At 59.0% G+C, this 22,900-nt stretch carries 18 protein-coding genes; 10 read left to right on the top strand and 8 right to left on the bottom strand.

Features of this window, described 5'->3' with window-relative positions:
* Positions 1-150 precede the first annotated feature (150 nt).
* A complete protein-coding gene (locus HX790_RS10400; protein WP_017136924.1) occupies positions 151-708 on the bottom strand; it encodes an NADPH-dependent FMN reductase in 558 nt (185 codons plus the stop codon).
* Positions 709-936: 228 nt separating this feature from the next.
* On the opposite strand from HX790_RS10400, the gene HX790_RS10395 reads away from it, so the two are divergent.
* The gene (locus tag HX790_RS10395) at positions 937-1,173 is read left to right on the top strand and encodes a hypothetical protein (protein WP_017136925.1); all 237 of its coding nucleotides are present in this window, start codon (positions 937-939) and stop codon (positions 1,171-1,173) included.
* A gap of 60 nt (positions 1,174-1,233) precedes the next feature.
* On the opposite strand, the gene HX790_RS10390 is transcribed toward HX790_RS10395, so the two are convergent.
* On the bottom strand, positions 1,234-1,578 hold the full coding sequence (locus tag HX790_RS10390; RefSeq protein ID WP_026013696.1) for a hypothetical protein: 345 nt from the start codon (positions 1,576-1,578) through the stop codon (positions 1,234-1,236).
* A 103-nt stretch (positions 1,579-1,681) separates the two neighbouring features.
* A complete protein-coding gene (gspG, locus tag HX790_RS10385; protein ID WP_017136927.1) occupies positions 1,682-2,128 on the bottom strand; it encodes a type II secretion system major pseudopilin GspG in 447 nt (148 codons plus the stop codon).
* 154 nt (positions 2,129-2,282) lie between these two features.
* Between gspG and HX790_RS10380 the strand changes: the two genes are divergently transcribed.
* A complete protein-coding gene (locus tag HX790_RS10380) occupies positions 2,283-3,188 on the top strand; it encodes a LysR substrate-binding domain-containing protein (protein ID WP_138450678.1) in 906 nt (301 codons plus the stop codon).
* Between the two features lie 155 nt (positions 3,189-3,343).
* Positions 3,344-7,561, top strand: a complete 4,218-nt coding sequence (locus HX790_RS10375) for a glycosyltransferase family 32 protein (protein ID WP_176991513.1) — start codon at positions 3,344-3,346, stop codon at positions 7,559-7,561.
* Between the two features lie 49 nt (positions 7,562-7,610).
* On the opposite strand, the gene HX790_RS10370 is transcribed toward HX790_RS10375, so the two are convergent.
* The 5 genes from HX790_RS10370 to HX790_RS10350 form a co-directional block, all read right to left on the bottom strand.
* Positions 7,611-8,192, bottom strand: coding sequence for a GNAT family N-acetyltransferase (locus tag HX790_RS10370; RefSeq protein WP_026013697.1), 582 nt, complete (start codon positions 8,190-8,192; stop codon positions 7,611-7,613).
* 8 nt (positions 8,193-8,200) lie between these two features.
* Positions 8,201-10,456, bottom strand: coding sequence for an arginine/lysine/ornithine decarboxylase (locus tag HX790_RS10365; protein WP_176991512.1), 2,256 nt, complete (start codon positions 10,454-10,456; stop codon positions 8,201-8,203).
* A gap of 201 nt (positions 10,457-10,657) precedes the next feature.
* Positions 10,658-11,398 (bottom strand): DNA polymerase III subunit epsilon, encoded by a 741-nt coding sequence (dnaQ, locus tag HX790_RS10360; RefSeq protein WP_169987818.1) that lies wholly within the window; start codon positions 11,396-11,398, stop codon positions 10,658-10,660.
* A gap of 79 nt (positions 11,399-11,477) precedes the next feature.
* Entirely contained in the window at positions 11,478-11,930 is a 453-nt protein-coding gene (rnhA, locus tag HX790_RS10355; protein WP_017136932.1) for a ribonuclease HI, read from the bottom strand.
* A gap of 31 nt (positions 11,931-11,961) precedes the next feature.
* The gene (locus HX790_RS10350; protein WP_176991511.1) at positions 11,962-12,720 is read right to left on the bottom strand and encodes a class I SAM-dependent methyltransferase; all 759 of its coding nucleotides are present in this window, start codon (positions 12,718-12,720) and stop codon (positions 11,962-11,964) included.
* A gap of 65 nt (positions 12,721-12,785) precedes the next feature.
* Here HX790_RS10350 and gloB point away from each other — a divergent pair, with 65 nt between their 5' ends.
* The 7 genes from gloB to HX790_RS10315 all read left to right on the top strand — a co-directional run bounded on the left by gloB (position 12,786) and on the right by HX790_RS10315 (position 22,660).
* A complete protein-coding gene (gloB, locus tag HX790_RS10345; protein WP_017136934.1) occupies positions 12,786-13,553 on the top strand; it encodes a hydroxyacylglutathione hydrolase in 768 nt (255 codons plus the stop codon).
* A 98-nt stretch (positions 13,554-13,651) separates the two neighbouring features.
* Positions 13,652-15,058 (top strand): transglycosylase SLT domain-containing protein, encoded by a 1,407-nt coding sequence (locus HX790_RS10340; protein WP_056859491.1) that lies wholly within the window; start codon positions 13,652-13,654, stop codon positions 15,056-15,058.
* 236 nt (positions 15,059-15,294) lie between these two features.
* Positions 15,295-17,124, top strand: coding sequence for an extracellular solute-binding protein (locus HX790_RS10335; RefSeq protein ID WP_017136935.1), 1,830 nt, complete (start codon positions 15,295-15,297; stop codon positions 17,122-17,124).
* Complete coding sequence (locus HX790_RS10330) at positions 17,121-18,953, top strand: extracellular solute-binding protein (RefSeq protein WP_176991510.1); 1,833 nt, start codon at positions 17,121-17,123, stop codon at positions 18,951-18,953. The genes HX790_RS10335 and HX790_RS10330 overlap by 4 nt, the downstream gene beginning before the upstream one ends.
* Positions 18,954-20,027: a microcin C ABC transporter permease YejB gene (locus HX790_RS10325; protein ID WP_099549133.1), complete on the top strand. Its 1,074-nt coding sequence runs from the start codon at positions 18,954-18,956 to the stop codon at positions 20,025-20,027. It abuts the gene before it with no gap.
* Between the two features lies 1 nt (position 20,028).
* On the top strand, positions 20,029-21,048 hold the full coding sequence (locus tag HX790_RS10320) for an ABC transporter permease (protein ID WP_012723835.1): 1,020 nt from the start codon (positions 20,029-20,031) through the stop codon (positions 21,046-21,048).
* A 1-nt stretch (position 21,049) separates the two neighbouring features.
* The gene (locus tag HX790_RS10315; protein WP_176991509.1) at positions 21,050-22,660 is read left to right on the top strand and encodes an ABC transporter ATP-binding protein; all 1,611 of its coding nucleotides are present in this window, start codon (positions 21,050-21,052) and stop codon (positions 22,658-22,660) included.
* The last annotated feature ends 240 nt before the right edge of the window (positions 22,661-22,900 follow it).

Genomic DNA, 22,900 nt, shown 5'->3' with positions numbered 1-22,900 from the left:
GGCACACCGAGCCTAAGCGAGGTGCCGAGTGGTGGGGCGAGGACTTTTTGGTTACCTTTTTGGTCCTTCAAAAAGTGACCCGCCGTCAGGGCGGAACCCTAAGTAGCCGTTACCGCAGCAACGGATATGTACACCGCCCTCCCATAGCTATCAACCCAACTGTTTCTCAACCCACTTACCATACCCATCAATAAACGCCTGCAAAAACGGCCTGGTCTTCTCCGACACCTTACCCGCCTCATCAAACACGCTCCCCGCCCCGCCCAGGTACGCTTCGGGCTGCTGCATGCAAGGTACATCCAGAAACACCAGCGACTGACGCAAATGATGGTTCGCCCCAAACCCACCAATAGCCCCCGGCGACACACTGATGATCGCCCCAGGCTTACCCCCATAGACACTTTGCCCATAAGGACGAGACCCAACGTCAATGGCATTCTTCAACGGGGCCGGCACGGAGCGGTTGTATTCCGGTGTCACAAACAACACCGCGTCGGATGAGCGTACTTGCTGACGGAAAGTACTGTAGGCTGCGGGCGGCGCAGTACCGTCGATGTCTTCGTTGTAGAGCGGCAAATCGCCAATTTCCACAATGTTCAACTTGAGGTTGGCAGGGGCCAGTTCGGCCAATGCCAACGCGACCTTACGGTTGATCGACTCTTTTCTAAGGCTGCCAACCAGGACGGCAATCGTATAGACCTTGCTCATTGAGGTTTTCCCGACATCTGACTAAAGGAGCCTTTAGTTATAGAGCCTTCGTGACGCGTTAACCAGCGGGTTTTGATAATCCCGAAGCTGTTTGCCACGCACTCACCAGCGTAGGAAGCGTCTGAAAACATCAACGAATAGTATTTTTTTCCCATAGGTAAACTACCCCGCTCCATGACGGTCTACAGAACCGCAAATCGAGTGTTTATCTCCAGAGGTTCTAAACAGATGGCTGCAGTACTTGTCGGACAGTTCCATGCCAGAGACGCGGAAGGACGCGTGTATTCGGTGCATGAGTTCCAGGAATCCAACCCGGCGCAGGACAGCCAGGCTGGCTCGACGCCTACCACCACCTACAAGCTGGCCATTGGCGACCGTGTAGAAAAATTGGAAGGCGATGAATTCAAATTGATCCAGTCGGGGACTATCATCGTCCGCGAATCGCAAACCACCCTCGCGTCATAAGATCCCGCCTTATCGACCTGCTCAGTCCTGGCCATTACTGGCGTTGACTGGGCCGGGGGATCACGGCCGGCGCATCTGCGTTACCTCCACGTCCTGCTCACCGTCCAACTGCTTGAGCGTTACCAGCAACCGCCCCCGCTCCCCTTCAACGGCATACAGCGAACGCTTGTAGCCCGGCGTGCCGTAAGCGGGATACGCCACCACCTGCCTGACCAGCGCAATCTCCAGCACAGCCCCCACCTGCTCGCTCACCTGTTCCTGGGAACGGATAAACGCCTCAAGGGCGTGGTTTTCCGGGGTGCGTTCGTCTTGATTATTGAGGAGATAAGCAGCCACGCAGCCAATGGTCACCAAGACCAGCAGCTGTTTGGCCCTTACCCCGAAAAACGTCGAGGGTAGAGGCATGTGAGACCAGACCTGTTGTTGTTTTAAGTGCCGGGTGAGCGGCATTGGTCGTTGATGATCAGATGCGTCATTCTAATCAGGTCGATGGGGAATGCCAGGTGATTCAGTGGTCGCCGTAGGTAATATCCTTGTTATCGCCGACGCCGCCCAGGGTTCGGTCCTTGCCGAATGAAAACAGGTCGAAGGGGGTGTTGGGCTGGGTCGCCGGGTAGTGGTACTGATAGGCAACGCCCCAAGGGTCGGTCAATAACTCATCCTTGACGTAGGGTCCTTTCCCATTGGCTGATGCCGCAGGTTGCACGGTCAGCACCTCCAGGCCCTCCTCATCCGTAGGATAGCGGCCGGTATCCTGATGGAACTGCTCGACAGCCTTGCCCAGCTCAGCCACCTGCGCCTTGGCAGTGGCGATTTCCGTCAGCGTTACATCCCCAAACAAGCGCGGCCCCAGCGCCAAGGCCAACAAGCCAATAATGACCAGCACCACCAGCACCGCCCAGCGCGTGAAGCCGCGCTGGGTGAGTATTTTTCCGCTTAAGCGACTTGATGGCATGTTGAGGCTCCCCCTTTCCCTCGATTGATACACTCGTTGTATACCCTGCCCGTGACAGTGACATACCCACTAACGGTAGCCAACACTCACCCATGCCTGTGCTCTTTTTTACCCAGGCATTGAAACCCCATCGCACTGAACATAGACTCCGGCGATGCGTTTACGTCATATCGAAGTGATTCAGGCCATCTTGCAGACCGGACATCTCGGCACCGCCGCCGAATGGTTGCAACTCCCCGTGGGCGATGTGGACGCAACCCTCAAGGACGCCGAGCAGCAATTGGGCTTCATGCTGTTCGCCAGTGTGCGCGGGCGCTTGCAAGCGACGCGCGAAACCCTTGAGCTGCAGGCTGAAATCGCCCACCTCTATGAAGCGCTGGAACCGTTGCAACGCCTGGCCGGGCGCCTCAAACATCATCACGCCCCGCCCTTGCGCACCTTGTGCACGCAGCCCTTGGCTAACCAATTGTTGCCGCAAAGCCTGGCTATGCTGCGCCGGCGCTTTCAGGACACACCGTGCACCCTGTCGAGCCAACCGACCCGGGAGATCGTCAGGAGCCTGCTGCTGCGCGAAGCCGACGTGGGCCTGAGCCTGCATGATCCGCAGCACCCACAAATCCAAAGCACCGTACTGGCCCAAGGCAAGCTGCAACTGCTCGCGCCCCATGGCTGGCTCAAACCCAAGCAAAAGTACATTGCACTGCAGGACCTGGCCGGGCAGTCAATGATCGGGCTGGAAGGTCACGACCCGCTAAGTCGTCTGCTGGACGCAAAACTGCAAGCCCTGCGCCCACTGCCGTTGGTGCAGACACGGGTGCAGACCTACCAGATGATGCGCAGCATGGTGGAGGCCGGAGCGGGTCTGGCGATTGTCGACCCGTTTACCGCCTTCGGCGCGCGGGAAGCTGGGCTGGATGCGTGCCCGTTATCGCCGCCGATACCTGTGGTCCTTTACGCATTGACGTTGAAGGAATCTGAACCTGCTCCGGCGTTGAATGCACTGTTGGAAATCGTCGCCGACAAGGCCGAAACCTTGCTGACCGTTACTGCATCCACCTGACCCCGCCCTGCGCACCATCTAGTGCGCTTTCACCGACATAAATTCTAAAAACTCCCGCTGGAACCTTGTTCTAGAAGCGTCGCACTCACAGAAGCAGAAAGCACAGCCGAGTGCTTTCCACTGGACGACATACTCTAAACAAGGAAGCGTTTTCTATGACTACCCTCCATTCTGTCCTTACTGATCGAGCCCTTCAAAACCCTGCCAGTCTCAACCCACCGCAGGACGCCGGTGCGTTAACTAGCGCTCAACCGAATTCGATTGAAGCCTCAGCCAACGATGCAACCCCTGGCACCCTGGACAACCCGGCAGCGCTTAAAAAAGCTTTTGCCGATCGGTGTAACTGGGAAACCCTGGCGGCAAAACTGCGCACAAGCCTGGAAGAACTGCAAGCCGCCTTCCCGCCCCCCCTTTCCAGTGAGCAACAAAGCCTGCTCGAAGGCCGGCTGACGTCGCACTGGAATAGCACCTCAATACCGGTCTGTGAAGGCTCCAGCTACTATCAAAAGCACAATCTGGCGCCGACCAGCATCGTCAAATTGGGCACATACCTCAGCGGCAGCGACTTGCCCCTGCCCAAAACCCTGAACGCGTTGCAGGCCCTTTATCAGCTAGCGACAAAGCACGTTCAGACCCCGCCCCTGGGCAACTTCAGCGGCGCGCTGTCCTGGCCGATCCCGCTCTCGGCGCAAGACAAACAAGCCATCATCGACCTGCTGAACGCTCCTGACTCAACGCTGCCGGAACTGCCACTGACTGATCCAAAAGGCGTGCTGGGCTATCTGTTGTCCGCGTGCGAGTTGTCCAGCAATGATTTCAAATTCACCAGCAGCGCAGTAGAAACGCTGCTGGGATCGGCCAAGGCGCAAGCGCTGGGCCAGGCCATTCAAACCCGGTTGGGCGGCATTGCAACGAACACCAGCGTCAATGACTATTTGTTGGCTGCGATTCATCTGGGGCTGAATCCCCAATCCGTGGGCACTCCGGCGCGTAACCGCGTTGCCGGCTTTGATCTTGGGCAACGCCAGCATTGGTACCGACCGGCCACGGTCGTCATCGAGGGTTTGAGCCGTCATCTGGTGGCAACAGGCCGAGCCTCTGCGGCATCGGCTCAACTGGCGGCCCGCATGTTGTTGGCCCACTGCGCCCCTGAATACCTGGTCAAGGACATTCCGGCGAGCGTGACCTACGGCAGCATTCCCTGGACACAGTTGACGATCGCCGCCGCCAAGCTGGAAGCTGAATCGCCGGGGCGCACACTCACAATGACCTACAGCGAAGTGCTCGCCGCCGCAGAGGGCATCGACATCGGCACACCGCTCTCGCAGCATATCCATCGCGAAGCGTTGCACAATTGGGGTGAAGTCAAAGGCTACTTGAATGCAGGCACGACGCCCGACGACACGCAGATGCACACTGTGCAAAGTACCTTTAGCGCCCAGCAGCAAACCTTGCAAGACATCAGCCGGGCACTCGCAACCCCCATCCCGATGCGTGAAAACCTGGGAATGGATCTGCTCAGGGAGAAATTTCCAGGCATATCCGATGAGGTCTTCAAGGCGAAAAACCTCACGAAAGCCCGACTGATCGAAGGACGCCCCGGTCGCTTCCCCGGAACATATTCAATGCTCGATGTCGTCATGCACGGCGACAAAGTCAATAATGATGACAGCGAACATTGGGTCACCAATGACAAGCGCATCCCCATCAAGCAATTTTGCGCGCTTTCCGATAGCGGCGAACTTTCCGTCGCAGACACCTTTACCCAACGCTACACATCGGCCATAGCAGAGTTGGAAAAAGGCCACTCGGGGATGACCCAATACCTGATTTCGACGGTGCCACCCGAAGATAAAGAAAACTTTGATGATGGAAAACTCGAGTTTTTTCATACCGACAGCTACCTCATCGGCCTCGATTTCTCGACCAAAAGCCTGATCCAAAAAGGCCATACGCTGGATGTGAAAACCACCCGTGGAGGACAGGTCAATATTTACCGCATCGATACACGCGCCGGGACCATTTCCAAACACAATTACCTGGCTCACATTTACTCGCCACCCTACACCCGGCTCGATAATCGAGACGCCAACACACTGCATAGAACCGTACGATTCAACCCGTTCGAAGACGAGCATGCCGAGCAGGCCAAGGAAAAGCCGGCGACCACAGTAACACCACAGGTCTTCGATTCAGACCGCACCCGCTACATCGCCAAAATACTCACCAAACGCATGGACTTGCAGGGCGATGAGCTACTGCAACATGCCCGAGGAACAACGTCTTACGACAAAACCAGTGCCGCCAACAAGGCCATCGGGGAGTTTTTCCTGAATATGATTCCGTTCAGGTCTGCGATTGTTAACTTCACGCAGGGCAATATCGGTGAGGGTTTGCTTGACCTTGGCATGGACGTGATCGGTCTGGTGACTCTGGGCGCCGGCAAGGCAGCACATGCGAGTAAAGCCCTCGCCAAAGGCGTGGCCGGCCTCAAGGGTGCAGCAAGAACCGCCCGGTTTCTGGGTACCGTCGCAATCGACGCGCTCAACCCGTTGGGCGGTGCGGGCGATTTGCTCAAAGGTATCAGCCGCTGGACCTGGTCCAAGGGAAAGAGCGTATTCAATACCCTCAAGGGCGCCAGCGGCAACTACGACGTGCTCAAAGCCGCCAGCACACAGCATGGCTTGGTTGCCATAGGCACCTCCAGGGTTGCTGGTGAAATGCTGGAAGGTGATGCGTTGTTCCAGGGCGGTAAATGGTATGCCTTCGATGCAGCCAAGGGGCGTCCCTACGGTTCACCGTTGAAAGATTTCCAGCCTGCGGCGGCGGCGGCCGGTGAGAGCGTCAAAGTCTTTGATAGAACCTCGCTGCTTGAATATGAGGCCATCGTTTCCCCGGACCTGCTGCAGGTTAAAGGCTTGCAGGCGAATATCTACGTCGGCCCGAACAACAAAGAATATATAAAAGTCAACGGCAAGCTCTATCAGTCCACCATCAAGGATGGCCAGCGGGTTATCCAACACCCCAGTGCCGCCCGAGACAACATTGTGGTCCGGGACCTGGGCAGCGCCGGCTGGGAGCCTCGCGCCACTGCCAATCGCTTATTGGGTGGTAACTCCCCGTCACCCTGGAAACTCGATGAAAACACCTACGTCGTACCGGTAGACGACGTAAAAATAACCACGGGTTCCTCATACCCCTTCACCATCAATTACCGAGGCATGAACTATGTCACCACCTTTGATACCAAGGTGGGTGCCTGGATGGCCGGTTCGGGTAACGCCAACGGCGTCACCACCGAGTACTTCTGGAGAAGCGCAAAGAACAAGTGGCAGATGGGACCCTTGGAGGAATATAAAAATGCCCAGAAGATCCCCGAGCACAACTTCAGGTTTATCGATGCAACCCCACCGGCTATCTTGCAGAAGTCCAGCAATATCAGGCCCATCCCAACCAACATTCACTACTTCTGGGCCGGCGGCGAAATACCCGACAAGCTGATCAAGAATATCGCGACCAACGCCGAAAAAATGCCCGGTTTCAAATCCATTGTGCACGTCGACGCCGACACGCCAGAGTTGCTGCAGACCATCAAACTCAAGCTGGAAAAGGATGCGCCCGGCGTCACCGTCATGAATTTGCATGAAGAAGACTTTTTCCAACCCTTGAAGAACACCGAACTGTACGCCTACTTCCGCAGAGGCCAAGGAAAAAACCTTGCCGCCACTTCCGATGTAGCTCGCTATCCGTTGATGAATAAATATGGTGGCATTTATCTCGACACCGACGACACCATCAAAGGCGCGGTGGGATCCGCCGGTTTGAACGCGGGTGACTCGGATATGCTGCTCAGCAAACCAGTCGCTCACAAAATCACTGACTACAAACCCTTCTACAACACCAGTAACTTCGCCACGCAACCGGATAACCCGGTGGTCACCGAAATGATCGCCGAGATGAACCGGCGCTTCACTGAAAACAAAGCGTATTTTGCGGCCAACCGCCCGACACTTTCCAGAGAGGTCAACGGCGGGCTCACCTACACTTCAGATTTTCTGGAGTACGAAGGCAAGATCTTTGAGACCGTCGGCCCGAACCTGCTTGACGATGTACTGAGGTCCAAGCGACCGGACATTTACGATGCGGGATTCGATGGAATGAGCAAAGAAAAAATGCAGCAGGTCAAACACGGCGCGGTGCCCGGTATACCGTTCAGCCTGGAAGACGACATTCACCAGTACTACGCCAGTAAAGGCCTGAGTGAGCCGGATGGGCTACAACAGAGTCTGGAGCAAGCCAAGAAGCACTACCGCTCACTCCGTGACCAGTTGCAGGTTACCATTGGTGCCGAACATTCGTGGATCGATTCATGACTTAGCCTGCCGCACCTCAACGCGGCCTGAACGCCAGGGGCAAGGGCATTCAGGCCGTCTGCCGCTCAGACGTGAACAACCGATACCAGAAAATTGCCACTTCGCGGGTTTGCGGGTCAATCCCGCGATAGCGCAATTGATCGATCCCACCCATCACATACCCGCAGCGCTCATACAATCGGCAAGCGCCGAGGTTATTGTTCTGGGTTTCGAGCATCATGCCCGGCAAGTTCTTCTTGCGGCTCCAGAACTGCGCCACATCCAGCAATGCCTTGGCTACACCATGGCGCCGCGCAGGCATGGCCACCGCCAGCTCGTCGACATGGGCAAAACCATTCCAGTTGGTGCTGACCACAATGTGCCCCACCGCGCGATCATCCAGGTACGCCATAAAAATCGCACTGTCGGGAGCATCGCGGAAACTGGCGAACTCTTCCGGGTCGATGCCGTAACACTTGCGGTACGGCAGAATGCGCTCCAGCGCCCATTGGTCGACGCGCTTGCCCATCTCCGGTACGCCATAGGCGCTGACCTCAAAGCTGAAATCATTGCCCCACACGTAGGCGTCAAAGCCTTCGTCGGCGACCCGAACGCTGAGCCCCGGATACTTCGGGTTCATTACAGCTTGCATAAACATCCTTAACCCTTGATGCAATCGACGGTGTAACAACGGCCACTGCCGTCATCTTCGTGTTGCAACCCATGAACATCGGCGACAAAACCGGGGAAACTGCTATCGAACGTACGGGCAAATGCCAGATAGTCGATGATCGAGCGTGTCGACTCGGTAAAGCGCTCGCCCGGCATGATCAACGGGATGCCCGGCGGATAAGGCACCAGCATCACGGCTGCGATGCGTCCTGGCAAGGCGTCAATGGAAACGGCTTCGACTTCACCCCTGACCAGTTGGTCGTAGGCATCGGCCGGTTTCATCGCAATTTCCGGCAACACGGTGTACATCCGCTTGAGGTGCTTGGCGGTGGCGTTGCTGCGGTAACAACTATGCAATTGGTCGCACAGGTCACGCAAACCCAGGCCTTGATAACGTGCCGGGCCTTCTTTGAACACCGAGGGTAAACAACTGGCCAGGCTGGAATTGGCGTCGTAGTTGCGCTTGAACTCCAGCAATTCGGTGAGCAAGGTACTCCATTTGCCTTTGGTAATGCCCATGGAGAACAACACCAGGAAGGAATACAAACCGGTCTTTTCCACCACCAGCCCCCGTTCCCAGAGGAATTTGCTGACCACTGCGGCGGGAATTCCGCAGTCGCTCAAGGCGCCACCGGCGTTGAGGCCGGGCATCACCAAGGTGACTTTGATCGGGTCCAGCAACACATAGTCTTCGGCCACATCGCCAAAGCCATGCCAGTCATCCTGCGGGTGCAACAGCCAATCCGCGGTGGCGACCCGGTCGATGCCGGCCACCGACGGTGGTTGCCAGATGGAGAACCACCAGTCTTCGGCAGCAATATGCTGGCGCAGGTTGGCCAGGGCACGGCGAAAGCTCAGGGCTTCGTCGAACATCTCCTGCAACAGCGAGCGCCCGGCCGGGCCTTCCATCATCGCCGAAGCCACATCCAGCGAGGCGATGATGCTGTATTGCGGAGAAGTGGAGATGTGCATCATGAAGGCTTCGTTGAAGCGGTCGCGGTCCAGCTGGCGCGCGCCACCGTCCTGCACGTGGATCATCGACGCCTGGCTGAAGGCCGCGAGCAATTTGTGGGTCGAGTGGGTAGTGAATACCAGCGGGCTGTCGGCAGTGCGCGAAGTACCCATGCCATAGCGGCCGGCGAAAAACTCATGAAAGGCCGCGTAGGCGTACCAGGCCTCGTCGAAATGCAACACCTCGACACTGTTGCCCAGTTGCTGTTTGATCAGTTCGGCGTTGTAGCACAGGCCGTCATAGGTGGAGTTGGTGACCACCGCCAGTTTCACTTTCGCCGGCCGAACACGGGTCAAGGGGCTGGCTTCAATTTTGGCGCGGATCGACTCGGGGCTGAATTCGCTTAAGGGGATTGGGCCGATAATCCCCAGTTCATTGCGCTCCGGGCACAGGTACAGCGGGATCGCGCCGGTCATGATGATCGAATGCAGCACCGACTTGTGGCAGTTTCGATCCACCAACACCAAGTCATCGCGCCCGACCATGGAATGCCAGACGATCTTGTTGGCCGTCGAGGTGCCGTTGATCACAAAGAACGTGTGATCGGCGCCAAAGTTACGCGCCGCGCGGGCTTCGGCTTCGGCCAAGGGCCCGGTGTGATCGAGCAATGAACCCAGCTCCGGCACCGACACGGACAAGTCCGAACGCAGGGTGTTTTCGCCAAAGAATTGATGAAACGCCTGCCCCACCGGGCTTTTGCGATAAGCCACACCGCCGCCATGGCCGGGGGTGTGCCAGGAATAGTTGGAATCGGCCGTGTGCTGCACCAGCGCTTTGAAGAACGGCGGCAACAAGCCATCAAGGTAGGCGCGTGCAGCGCGAGCCACTTGGCGGGCCAGAAACGGCACGGTGTCTTCGAACAGGTACAGAATGCCGCGCAGTTGGTTGAGCTCGCTCATGGCATCGGCCGGCGCGTTTTCCAGGGTGACCTGCTCGCCCAGGGCAAAGATCGGCAGGTTGGGCGCCCTCACCCGCGCCAGGCGAATCAGCTCGACCATGTTTTGCAGCAGGTGGGTGTTTTCGCCAGCGCCCTCGGCGGCAATCAACATGCACGCCAGGCCATGATGGGTAGAAGCCACCAATCGGCCTTCGGCGTAATCCACCGCAGAAAAAATACTGAAGCCCTCTTGTTCCAACTCCCTGGCGATGCCTCTGACCCTATCACCGGCAACGGTGTCGGCCTTGATGTCACGGTGCACGATAAGAACAGGGAACTTCAGGTCTTTGTACATGAGTGCTTTGAGTCCTGAGGGCTATGCACTCAGGGTAGAAGCTGGGAGGGGATGTGGCGAATGAAGATTTTACAGACGACGCAAATCTACTGTGGGAGCTGGCTTGCCTGCGATGGCATCAACTCGGTACTTCAGGCACACCGAGTTGATGCCATCGCAGGCAAGCCAGCTCCCACATTTTTTAATTGCGTTCAGCCGTGATTATTGCTGAGTCAGTTGCGACCACAACGCCGGCGCACCCGCCGACTTGGCAATCGCTTCCAGGCGCGCCGCATGCTCAGCCAGATCCTGCTCGCTGGCACGGATGATGGTGGTCGGCTTGCGATCCGCCGCCAAACGGCGGATTTCCGAAGGACGGTTGCCCGAACCTTCCGCCGAGCCGCTGCCATCGGAAGCATTACCGGCCAGGGACAGGCTGGTCTGCCCGCCGGTCATGGTCAGGTAAACGTCGGCGAGAATCTCGGAGTCGAGCAAGGCGCCGTGCAATTCACGGCCAGAGTTATCAACCCCATAACGTTTGCACAACGCATCCAGGCTGTTGCGCTGGCCGGGGTGACGCTCACGGGCCATCATCAAGGTATCGAGAATCGAGCAGTGCTGGGAGATATCCGCACGCTCGGTCTGCCCCATCAGGGCAAACTCGTTATTGATGAACCCGACGTCGAACGCCGCGTTATGGATGATCAGTTGAGCGCCGTTGATGAACTCGAAAAACTCGTCCGCCACTTCAGCAAAGCGCGGCTTGCCCTTGAGGAATTCATCCGTAATACCGTGGACGCCAATTGCGCCCTCGTCACTGTCACGATCCGGTTGCAGGTAGACGTGAAAGTGACGCCCGGTGAGGCGGCGACCCATCAATTCGACACAGCCGATTTCAATGATCCGGTGACCATCGGTCACCGGCATGCCGGTGGTTTCGGTATCGAGTACAACAGATCGGATGGCCATCAGGGTTCAGCTCTCAACGGTGGTGTGCAGTGTGATGTGAATCAAGGGGCGCGATGTTAACACGTCAGCCGGCTCAGCTCTGTTTGTAGCCCCGAACTTCATCCACGCCACGGTTGGCCAATTGATCGGCGCGCTCGTTGCCCGGGTGGCCGATGTGCCCGCGTACCCATTTCCAGGTGATGTCATGGCGGTTGCATTGCTCATCGAGGAGTTGCCACAGGTCGGCATTCTTTACCGGCTCTTTGGCCGCGGTTTTCCAGCCGCGCTTCTTCCAGTTGACCATCCACTCGTTGATGCCCTTCATCACGTATTGCGAGTCGGTCACCAACAGCACGTCACAGCGACGCTTGAGTTCTTCCAGGCCGCGAATGGCGCCCATCAGCTCCATGCGGTTGTTGGTGGTGTTGGCTTCGCCGCCCCACAGTTCCTTCTCCACACCTTTGCACACCAGCAACGCGCCCCAGCCGCCGGGGCCAGGGTTGCCCTTGCAGGCGCCATCGGTGAAGAGTTCTACGGTATCGGTCATCAGTTGCTCGGTCTTCAATCAAAAAGAGGGGTTACGGTTCGCTCTGCTTGCGGTTGACCTTGGCCATCGGCATCGGCACCAGCTTGCCCATGGGCTGACGCGCGACCTGCCGCACCGGCCGCAGCCCGACCACGATCTTGCGCGCGACCAATAAATAGAAGCCACCGCCCGACAGTTGCCAGGCACCCGCCCGGCGCTCCCAGCCGGCCAGCCGTCCTTGCCACTTGGCAGACGCAAGCGGCGGACGATAGCACCCGAAGCGGCGTTTCTCCAGCGCGAAGCCCAGCAGGTTCAACCAGTCGCCCACCCGCGACGGCGCGATGCAGCGCGCCTGGCGCAGGCCGTCATGGGCGAACACATGGCGCAGGCCCCAACTGCTCCAGGGGTTGATGCCGATGATCAGCAAATGGCCACCTGGGCGCACGCTGCTGGCGGCCTCGCGCAGCAAACCGTGGGGCGACAGGCAGAAATCCAGGCCGTGCTGCAGCAACACTACATCGGCGGCATGTTCACTCAGCGGCCAGGCCTGTTCCTCGCACACAATCTCGACCCCAGGCAACGGCGCGCCCAGGCGCACATTGCGTTGCACCTGCGGCGCAGCGGGCGGCGTCTGGGCCGACGGGCCGTAGTGCACCAGGTAACCACCAAAGAACCGGCCCAGCTCGTCTTCGAGCATGCGCCGCTCTTCGTCCAGCAAAAATTGCCCGATCGGCCCGGACAGCCAGTCACGGGCTGCGCTGATCAGGGCCAGCCATTCAGGATCGGCCTGGGCGAACGCTTTATCAGTCATTGCATTCTCCAATTCGCCTAGACGTTCTAAGATGCACCAAAGTGTTCAGCTTGGCGAATCGAAGAATGATACAGATCAGTGCCCTGCCCGCCTTCACCGATAACTACATCTGGTTGTTACAAGACCCTGATACCCTACGCTGCGCCGTGGTCGACCCCGGCGATGCCGCGCCGGTGCTGGCCTGGCTCAAGCAAAACCCTGGGTACAGGCTCAGCGACATCCTGATCACCCACCACCACCATGATCATGTCGGCGGCGTCGAACAGCTCAAACATGCAACCGGCGCCAAGGTTTACGGCCCGGCGAACGAAAAGATCCCGGCGCGGGACGTGGCCCTGCACGATAACGCGCGCATCAACGCGCTCGGCTGGGACTTCGACGTTTATAGCGTGCCCGGCCACACCCTCGGCCATATCGCCTATTACCACCAGGGCGTGCTGTTTTGTGGCGATACCCTGTTTGCCGCCGGCTGCGGGCGCCTGTTCGAAGGCACCCCGGAACAAATGCACGCCTCGCTAGCGCGCCTGGCCGCCCTGCCCGCCGACACGCTGGTGTACTGCACCCATGAGTACACGCAAAGTAACCTCAAATTTGCCCACGCCGTGGAACCGGACAATGCCGATATCGCCGAACGCGTCGAGACCGTCAAGCAATTGCGCGCCCGTGGTGAAATGACACTTCCCTCCAACCTGGCCCTGGAAAAACGTACTAACCCTTTCCTGCGTACCGCCGAAACATCCGTTAAACAAAAAGCGGACGAACGGAACGGTCGCGACAACCGCACTGGGGCCGAGGTGTTTGCTAGCTTGAGGGCTTGGAAAGATAAGTTCTAAGCGGATGCAATCTGATACGGAATTTCTGAATGGTTGACCGGAACCAAAGCGCTTTCTAGAATCGCCCGACATTTTTGCCCGGAACTTACTTCCAGCCAATGTCGTCATCTATTCGTAAATCCATTTCTTCAGACGCATTGACCCGCCTGGCTCAAGCCGTGGCGGTGGCCGTTTCCGCGACTCTGGCGGGCTGCCAATCGACCAATTTCGCTGCACAATCCACCGTGCAACCCAAACCCAATCTTGCTGCCAAGATCAAGCAAAAACCTATTTGGCTCTCAGAGAAGCCTAGCCCCGAAGTGCCCCAGGATGTCTGGGAACGCATGCGCCGGGGCTTTCAATTGCAGGACGGCCTGGGTGTGAACCCGCGCATCGAGCAACAACGCTTGTGGTTCGCCAGCAACCCGTCCTTTTTAGAGAACGCCGGAGAACGCGGCAGCCTCTACATTCATTACATCGTCGAACGCCTTGAAGAACGCAACATGCCCCTGGAGCTGGCGCTGCTGCCAGTGATCGAAAGTGCCTACAACCCGATGGCCTATTCGCGCAGCGATGCGGTCGGCCTGTGGCAGTTCATCCCCTCCACCGGGCGCTACTTCAACCTGCGCCAGACCCGCGCCTACGACGGCCGCCGCGATATCACCGCCTCCACCACCGCCGCCCTGGACTATCTGACGCGCCTGCATGACATGTTCAACGGCGACTGGCTGCTGGCCCTGGCGGCCTACAATGCCGGCGAAGGCACGGTCAGCCGGGCGATCGAGCGCAACGAAAAGCTCGGCCTGCCCACCGACTACTGGAACCTGCCCCTGCCCCAGGAAACCAAGGACTACGTGCCCAAGTTCCTGGCGCTGTCCCAAGTGGTGCTGGCCCCCGAGGCCTATGGCGTCAACCTGAGCCCGATTGCCAACACGCCGTACTTCGAAGTGGTTGAAGTCAAGCAAAGCATGGACCTGTCCCGGGTTGCCGCGCTGGCCGAGATCGACGAAGACGAACTGTTCCAGCTCAACCCGGCCCTGAAACAACGCACCACCCTGGACGGCCCGCAGCATTTGCTCGTGCCAAGCTCCAAGGCGCAGTTGCTCACCAGCACCCTTTCGACGATGAAGCCCGAAGAATTGCTGGCGATGCGCCCGAAAAAGCAGGTGTTCGACGAAGTTGAGAGCACACGGGTGGCCGGGCGTACCCGCAACTACAAGGTCCGCAGTGGCGACAACCTCACGCTGATCGCCAAGGCGAACAAGGTCGATGTACATGACCTGCAGCGCTGGAACAAACTCAATGGCCAGGCCCTAAAGGTCGGCCAGACCCTGGTGATGCAGGACACCCGCAAACTGGTGGCCAGCAGCAAGAAACCGGTGCAGTACAAGGTCAAGAAAGGTGACTCGCTGTACATCGTCGCCAAGCGCTTCAACGTCGAGATGCAACATCTCAAGCGTTGGAACCCGCGTACTGGCCAGGCACTCAAGCCAGGCCAGATGCTGGTGGTTTCCGGGCCTAGATAAAGTCCCGTGGGGACTGGCTTGTGTGGGAGCTGGCTTGCCTGCGATGCAAACACCTCGGTGTGTCAGGCACACCGAGTTGATGCTATCGCAGGCAAGCCAACTCCCACATTTGATCTTCACCCAATCCGATACCTTCCCAACCCTGACCCCAGTGTTTTCAGCGACCTTTTTCCAACCGGAACAAGCTGTTACTGTACCGATCATAAAGCCCAAGCCGCCTGGATCGGATCTCTGACTTGAAGCGTCCCCTCCTTCTACTAATAAGTCTGGCCTTGAGCTTTGCTGCGAACGCGACGATTACCGAGAGCCACGGTTACACGCAGTTCGGCACACTCAAGTACCCGGCCAAATTCACCCACTTCGACTGGGTAAACCCTGCAGCGCCCAAAGGCGGGACATTGCGGGTCATGGCATTTGGCACCTTCGACACCCTCAACCCCTACACCTTCAAGGGCACCAGCCCGGTTTCCACGCCCAATTTCCTGCAATACGGCGTCAACGAGCTGAACGAGCCGCTGATGGTCGGCACCGGCCAGTACGCGCCGTCCGGTGACGAGCCCACCTCCAGCTACGGGCTGATTGCCCAATCGGTGGAGTACAGCGAGGACCGCAGTTGGGTGGTGTTCAACCTGCGCCCGGAAGCGCGCTTCCATGATGGCAAGCCGATCACCGCTTATGACGTGGCATTTTCCTATCGCACCCTGCTCACCGAAGGCCACCCGCAGTACCGCACCAACCTGCAGGAAGTGGCGCGGGTCGACATTCTCAACCGCCATCGCATCCGTTTTGTGTTCAAACGCGCCGGCAACCCACTGCTGATCCTGCGCCTGGGCGAACTGCCGGTTCTGCCCCAGCATTACTGGAAGAACCGCGACTTCAAGGCCACCACCTTCGAGCCGCCTTTGGGCAGCGGGCCGTATCGCATCACCAAGGTCACCCCGGGCCGCCAGCTGGTGTTCGAGCGGGTCAAGGATTACTGGGGCAAAGACCTGCCGGTCAACCAGGGGTTCTACAACTACGACAAGGTCGAAGTGGAGTTCTACCGCGACAGCGACGTGGCCTTCGAAGCCTTCAAGGCCGGTGAATTCGACCTCTATATCGAACACCAGGCCAAGAACTGGGCCACTGGCTACAACTTCCCGGCGGTCAACCGCGGCGACGTGATCAAGGCGCAGATCGCCCACCAGATCCCGACCCAGAGCCAGGGCTTGTTCATGAACACGCGGCGGCCGATCTTCAGCCAGACCAAAGTGCGTGAAGCCCTGGGGTTGATGTTCGATTTTGAATGGACCAACCGCACCCTGTTCAGCAGCGCCTATAAACGCACGCTCAGTTACTACCCCAACAGTGAGTTTTCTGCGACCGGCGTGCCAGTGGGGCATGAATGGCTGATGCTCTCGCCCTACCGCGACCAGTTGCCGCCCAACCTGTTCACTCAAGCCTTCAGCCTGCCGCAGACCGACGGCCGCGGCATCCCGCGCGAGACGTTGCGCCGCGCCCTGGCCTTGCTCGGCGAAGCGGGCTGGAAACTCTCAGACCAGCGCCTGCTCGACAGCAAGGGCCAACCGCTGCGCTTCGAGATTCTGCTGGTCAACCCGAACCTTGAACGCATCCTGCAGCCCTACGTCGAAAACCTCAAAAGTATCGGCATCGACGCGCGCCTGCGCACGGTTGACCGGGCGCAATACAAGCAGCGCCTGGATCAGTTCGACTACGACATGATCCTGATCACCCTCAACCAGACCTTGAGCCCGGGCCTTGAGCAGTGGCAGTACTTCCACTCCAGCCAGGCGGCCATCAAGGGCAGCAAAAACTACGCCGGCATCGCCAACCCGGTGGTCGACCACCTGCTCGACCAACTGCTGGCGGCGCAGACCCGCGAAGAACAATTGGCCGCCGGCCGCGCCCTCGACCGGGTGCTGCTGTGGCAGCACTACAGTATTCCCAACTGGTACCTCAACTATCATCGCTTGGCGTACCGCAACCGGTTCGCCTTTGTCACCACGCCGCCCTATAGCCTGGGTTTGAGCGCGTGGTGGCTGAAAGCTTCGGAGAAAGCCCAATGATGACCTTGCGCACCGCCCTGTTTGGCGCCTTGTTAGCGTGCGGCGCAGCCAATGCCGCGCCGCAACATGCGCTGACCCTGTACAGCGAGCCACCCAAGTACCCCGCCGACTTCAAGCATTTCGACTATGTAAACCCCGACGCGCCCAAGGGCGGCACCTTCCGTGAATCGAGCATGGGCGGCTTCGACAGCCTCAACCCCTACATCAGCAAGGGCGTGCCCGCAGACAACCTGCCGCTGATCTACGACACCCTGGCCATGCAAAGCCTGGACGAGCCCGTCACCGAATACGGCCTGGTGGCCGGCAAGATCGAAAAGGCTCCGGACAACAGCTGGGTGCGCTTCTACCTGCGCCCCGAAGCGCGCTTCCATGATGGCCATCCGATCCGGGCCGAAGACGTGGTGTTCACCTTCCAGGCGCTGATCAAGGACGGTTCGCCGCTCTACCGCAACTACTACGCCGACGTCGACGAAGTGGTCGCCGAAGACCCGCTGCGTGTGCTGTTCAAGTTCAAGCGCACCAATAACCGTGAATTACCGCTGATCCTCGGCCAACTGCCGGTATTGCCCAAGCATTGGTGGGCAACGCGCGACTTTGCCAAGGGCAACCTGGAAATACCGCTGGGCAGTGGCCCGTACAAGGTTGCCGAGGTCAAACCCGGGCGCATGGTGCGCTATGAGCGAGTCAAGGATTACTGGGCCAAGGACTTGCCGGTGACCCAGGGCTTCTACAACTTCGACAACCGCATCACCGACTACTACCGTGACAGCACCGTGGCCCTGGAAGCCTTGAAAGCCGGGCAGTTCGACTATTGGCTGGAGTTCAGCGCCAAGAACTGGGCCAACGCCTACAACATTCCGGCCGTGGCCCAGGGCCGGTTGATCAAGGAAGAAATTCCCAACGGCAATCCCACCGGCATGCAAGGGTTTGTGTTCAATACGCGCAAGCCGATGTTCCAGGATGTGCGGGTACGCAAGGCCATCAGCCTGCTGCTGGATTTCGAGTGGAGCAACAAACAGCTGTTCAATGGCGCCTACACCCGCACCCGCAGCTACTTCGAAAACTCGGAGATGGCCGCCACCGGCCTGCCCGGCCCGGCGGAAACCGCCATCCTGGCGCCGTTTCGCGACAAGATCCCTGCCGAAGTCTTCACCCAAGCCTTCGAGCCGGCCAAGACCGACGGCAGCGGCATGATCCGCACCCAGCAGCGTGAGGCTTACCAGCTGTTGCAGCAGGCTGGCTGGAAGATCGTCGACGACAAAATGGTCGACACCACCGGCAAACCGGTGACCATCGAATTCCTGCTTGCCCAGACCGAGTTTGAGCGGGTATTGCTGCCATTCAAGCGCAACCTGGCCGACCTCGGAATCAACCTGGTGATCCGCCGCGTTGACGTTTCGCAGTACATCAACCGCCTGCGTTCGCGGGACTTCGACATGCTGGTGGGCAGCTTCCCGCAGTCCACCTCGCCGGGTAACGAGCAGCGCGAATTCTGGTCGTCCGCCGCCGCCGACAAATCCGGCAGCCGCAACTACATGGGTCTCAAGGATCCGGTGGTCGACCAACTCGTCGAAGAACTGATCAACGCAGACTCGCGCCAAAGCCTGGTCGACCACGCCAAGGCGCTGGATCGGGTCTTGCAGTTTGGCTACTACGTGATCCCCAACTGGCACATCAAGACTTACCGCGTGGCGTACTGGGATCACTTGGGTCACCCCAAAGTCCCGCCACGCTACGACGTCGGCACGGCCACCTGGTGGGCCAAACCTGAAGTCAAACCTGCCGTCGACACTGTCAAGAGCGCCGATCCGGCGAGCGGAGGCGATTAAATGCTGGCCTATATTGTTCGCCGCCTGTTGCTGATCATCCCCACGCTGTTCGGGATCCTGCTGATCAACTTCATCATCATCCAGGCCGCCCCCGGTGGCCCGGTGGAGCAGATGATCGCCAAACTCGAAGGGTTCGACGGCGCCACCAGCCGCATTGCCGGTGGCGGCGCCGAGGTCTCGGTGGCCGGCTCCAGCTACCGCGGCGCCCAGGGCCTGGACCCGGCGCTGATCAAGGAAATCGAAAAGATGTACGGCTTCGACAAGTCGGCGCCGGAACGCTTGTGGATCATGGTCAAGAACTACGCACGGCTGGATTTTGGCGACAGCTTCTTTCGCGACGCCAAGGTCATCGACCTGATCAAGGAAAAGATGCCGGTGTCCATCTCCCTCGGGTTATGGAGCACGCTGATCATGTACCTGGTGTCGATCCCGCTCGGCATCGCCAAGGCTACCCGGCACGGCAGCCACTTTGACGTGTGGACCAGCTCGGCAATCATCGTCGGCTATGCCATCCCGGCGTTTTTGTTCGCGATTTTGCTGATCGTGGTGTTTGCCGGCGGCAGTTACCTGGACTGGTTCCCCTTGCGCGGGCTGACCTCCAACAACTTCGAAGAACTGAGCTTTGGCGGCAAGATTCTCGATTATTTCTGGCACCTGGCCCTGCCCGTCACCGCGCTGGTGATCGGCAACTTCGCGACCATGACCCTGCTGACCAAAAACAGCTTCCTCGACGAAATCAACAAACAGTACGTGGTCACCGCCAAAGCCAAAGGCCTGACCAACCACCGCGTGCTCTACGGCCATGTGTTTCGTAACGCCATGCTGCTGGTGATTGCCGGTTTCCCCTCGGCATTTATCGGGATTTTCTTCACCGGTTCGCTGTTGGTCGAGGTGATCTTTTCCCTCGATGGCCTGGGCCTGATGAGCTTTGAAGCGGCGATCAACCGCGATTATCCGGTGGTGTTCGGCACGCTGTTTATCTTCACCTTGCTGGGGCTGATCGTGAAGCTGATCGGCGACCTCACCTACACCCTGGTCGATCCGCGTATCGACTTTGCCAGCCGGGAGCATTGAGATGAACCTGTCCCCCCTCAATCGCCGCCGGTTCGAGCGTTTCAAAGCCAACAAACGTGGCTGGTGGTCGCTGTGGCTGTTCCTGATTCTGTTCGTGCTTAGCCTGGGCGCCGAGTTGATCGCCAACGATAAACCGCTGGCAGTCCATTACGACGGTGGCTGGTATTTCCCGGCGCTTAAACGCTACCCGGAGACCACGTTTGGCGGCGAATTCCCGCTGGAGGCCAACTACAAAAGCCCGTATATCCAGGAACTGCTCAAGGCCAAGGACGCCTGGACGCTGTGGGCGCCCATCCCGTTCAGCTACCAGAGCATCAACTACGACCTGAAAGTCCCCGCGCCAGCGCCGCCGTCTTCGGTGAACCTGCTGGGCACCGACGACCAGGGCCGCGATGTGCTGGCGCGAGTGATCTACGGCTTTCGTGTGTCGGTGCTGTTTGCCCTGACGCTGACCGTGCTCAGCTCGATCATCGGCGTCATCGCCGGCGCCTTGCAGGGCTTCTATGGCGGCTGGGTCGACCTGGCCGGCCAGCGTTTCCTGGAGATCTGGTCGGGTTTGCCGGTGCTGTACCTGCTGATCATCCTCGCCAGCTTTGTGCAGCCCAACTTCTGGTGGCTGCTGGGCATCATGTTGCTGTTTTCGTGGATGAGCCTGGTGGACGTGGTGCGCGCCGAGTTCCTGCGCGGGCGCAACCTGGAATATGTGCGTGCCGCCCGAGCGCTGGGCATGCAGAACGGCGCGATCATGTTCCGGCATATCCTGCCCAATGCCATGGTCTCGACCATGACGTTCATGCCGTTCATCCTCACCGGTGCCATTGGCACCCTCACCGCCCTGGATTTTCTCGGTTTCGGCCTGCCGGCCGGTTCGCCGTCCCTGGGCGAACTGGTGGCCCAGGGCAAATCCAACCTGCAAGCGCCGTGGCTGGGCATGAGTGCGTTTGCCGTGTTGGCGATCATGTTGAGTTTGCTGGTGTTTATCGGCGAGTCCGCTCGCGATGCCTTCGACCCGAGGAAATGAGATGAATCAGGACAATCTGATCGAAGTCCGCGACCTCTGCGTCGAGTTCGTCACCGGCGAGCATCACCATCGCGTGGTCAACAATGTCAGCTTCGATATCAAGCGCGGCGAAACCCTGGCGCTGGTCGGCGAAAGCGGCTCGGGCAAATCGGTGACCGCCCATTCGATCCTGCGCCTGTTGCCCTACCCGCTGGCGCGTCACCCGGCCGGCACCATCAGCTATTCCGGGCATGATCTGCTGACCCTCAAAGAGAAAACCATCCGGCATATTCGCGGCAACCGCATTGCGATGATCTTCCAGGAGCCAATGACCTCGTTGAACCCGCTGCATTCGATCGAGAAGCAGATCAACGAAGTGCTCGGCCTGCACAAAGGCCTGACCGGTAAAGTCGCGACCCGGCGCACCCTGGAACTGCTTGAGCTGGTGGGCATCCCCGAGCCGCACAAGCGCCTCAAAGCCCTGCCCCACGAACTGTCCGGCGGCCAGCGCCAGCGGGTGATGATCGCCATGGCGTTGGCCAACGAGCCCGAACTGCTGATCGCCGACGAACCGACCACGGCCCTCGACGTCACCGTGCAATTGAAGATCCTGGAACTGCTCAAAGAGCTGCAGGCCCGGCTGGGCATGGCATTGCTGCTGATCAGCCATGACTTGAACCTGGTGCGGCGCATCGCCCATCGTGTGTGTGTGATGCAGCAGGGTTGCATCGTTGAACAGGCTGATTGCGAGACGCTGTTTCAGTCGCCCCAGCACCCTTACACCCAGGAACTGCTGGCGGCGGAGCCCAGCGGTGGGCCAGCCAGTAACGAGGTCGGGCCGCCCCTCCTGGAAGTCGACGACCTGAAGGTCTGGTTCCCGATCAAAAAGGGCTTTTTGCGCAACACCGTCGATTACGTCAAGGCGGTGGACGGCATCAACTTCAGCCTGCCCCAGGGCCAGACGCTGGGCATCGTCGGTGAAAGCGGCTCGGGCAAGTCCACCCTGGGCCTGGCGATTTTGCGCTTGATCGCCAGCAAAGGCGGGATTCGCTTTGAAGGCCAGCAACTTGACCGCTTGACTCAGCAACAGGTGCGCCCGCTACGGCGGGAGATGCAGGTGGTGTTTCAAGACCCGTTCGGCAGCTTGAGCCCGCGGATGTGTGTGAGTGAGATCGTTGGCGAAGGCTTGCGTATCCACAAAATGGGCACGCCGGCCGAGCATGAACTGGCGATTATTGCAGCGCTCAAGGAAGTGGGCCTGGACCCGGAGTCGCGGCATCGTTACCCCCATGAGTTTTCCGGCGGGCAACGTCAACGCATCGCCATCGCCCGTGCCTTGGTGCTCAAGCCCCGCTTGATACTGCTCGATGAACCGACCTCGGCGCTGGACCGCACGGTGCAGCGGCAAGTGGTGGAGTTGTTGCGGGGTTTGCAGGCCAAGTACAACCTGACGTATCTGTTTATCAGCCATGATTTGGCGGTGGTGAAGGCCTTGAGTCACCAGTTGATGGTGGTCAAGCATGGGCAGGTGGTGGAACAGGGGGACGCGGCGGGGATCTTTGCGGATCCGCAGCATGCTTATACGCGGCAGTTGTTGGAAGCTGCGTTTTTGGTGCCTGCTGTTGTGGTTTGATCGTGTACATATCCGTTATTTAGGTAACGGCGGCCTATGGTTCCGCTCTTACAGCGGCTCACTTTTGGAAGGACCCAAAAGTAAGCAAAAGGTCCTCGCCCCAACACTCGGTGCCTCGCTGTGGCTCGGCATGCCCGCAATCCGACAGTGATTTGGGGGGCCGCCGCGATGGGCCATCCTTGGCCCAGCGCGGCTAAACCGGCATCCCTGCCGGTTTACCCCCCAAATCACTGTCAGATT

Source organism: Pseudomonas sp. IPO3747, from assembly GCF_013385245.1.
In the GTDB taxonomy this organism is placed as follows: domain Bacteria; phylum Pseudomonadota; class Gammaproteobacteria; order Pseudomonadales; family Pseudomonadaceae; genus Aquipseudomonas; species Aquipseudomonas edaphica.
The sequence above is the reverse complement of the archived record's forward strand: the minus strand, read 5'-3'. Positions and strand labels throughout refer to the sequence as shown.

Coding starts and splice junctions, on each gene's coding strand:
- HX790_RS10400 (WP_017136924.1), bottom strand. CDS start 708: ATGAGCAAGGTCTATACGATTGCCGTCCTGGTTGGCAGCCTTAGAAAA.
- HX790_RS10365 (WP_176991512.1), bottom strand. CDS start 10,456: ATGTACAAAGACCTGAAGTTCCCTGTTCTTATCGTGCACCGTGACATC.
- HX790_RS10380 (WP_138450678.1), top strand. CDS start 2,283: ATGCGTTTACGTCATATCGAAGTGATTCAGGCCATCTTGCAGACCGGA.
- HX790_RS10320 (WP_012723835.1), top strand. CDS start 20,029: ATGAACCTGTCCCCCCTCAATCGCCGCCGGTTCGAGCGTTTCAAAGCC.
- HX790_RS10340 (WP_056859491.1), top strand. CDS start 13,652: ATGTCGTCATCTATTCGTAAATCCATTTCTTCAGACGCATTGACCCGC.
- HX790_RS10325 (WP_099549133.1), top strand. CDS start 18,954: ATGCTGGCCTATATTGTTCGCCGCCTGTTGCTGATCATCCCCACGCTG.
- HX790_RS10315 (WP_176991509.1), top strand. CDS start 21,050: ATGAATCAGGACAATCTGATCGAAGTCCGCGACCTCTGCGTCGAGTTC.
- HX790_RS10330 (WP_176991510.1), top strand. CDS start 17,121: ATGATGACCTTGCGCACCGCCCTGTTTGGCGCCTTGTTAGCGTGCGGC.
- HX790_RS10350 (WP_176991511.1), bottom strand. CDS start 12,720: ATGACTGATAAAGCGTTCGCCCAGGCCGATCCTGAATGGCTGGCCCTG.
- HX790_RS10370 (WP_026013697.1), bottom strand. CDS start 8,192: ATGCAAGCTGTAATGAACCCGAAGTATCCGGGGCTCAGCGTTCGGGTC.
- rnhA (WP_017136932.1), bottom strand. CDS start 11,930: ATGACCGATACCGTAGAACTCTTCACCGATGGCGCCTGCAAGGGCAAC.
- HX790_RS10390 (WP_026013696.1), bottom strand. CDS start 1,578: ATGCCTCTACCCTCGACGTTTTTCGGGGTAAGGGCCAAACAGCTGCTG.
- gspG (WP_017136927.1), bottom strand. CDS start 2,128: ATGCCATCAAGTCGCTTAAGCGGAAAAATACTCACCCAGCGCGGCTTC.
- HX790_RS10375 (WP_176991513.1), top strand. CDS start 3,344: ATGACTACCCTCCATTCTGTCCTTACTGATCGAGCCCTTCAAAACCCT.
- HX790_RS10395 (WP_017136925.1), top strand. CDS start 937: ATGGCTGCAGTACTTGTCGGACAGTTCCATGCCAGAGACGCGGAAGGA.
- gloB (WP_017136934.1), top strand. CDS start 12,786: ATGATACAGATCAGTGCCCTGCCCGCCTTCACCGATAACTACATCTGG.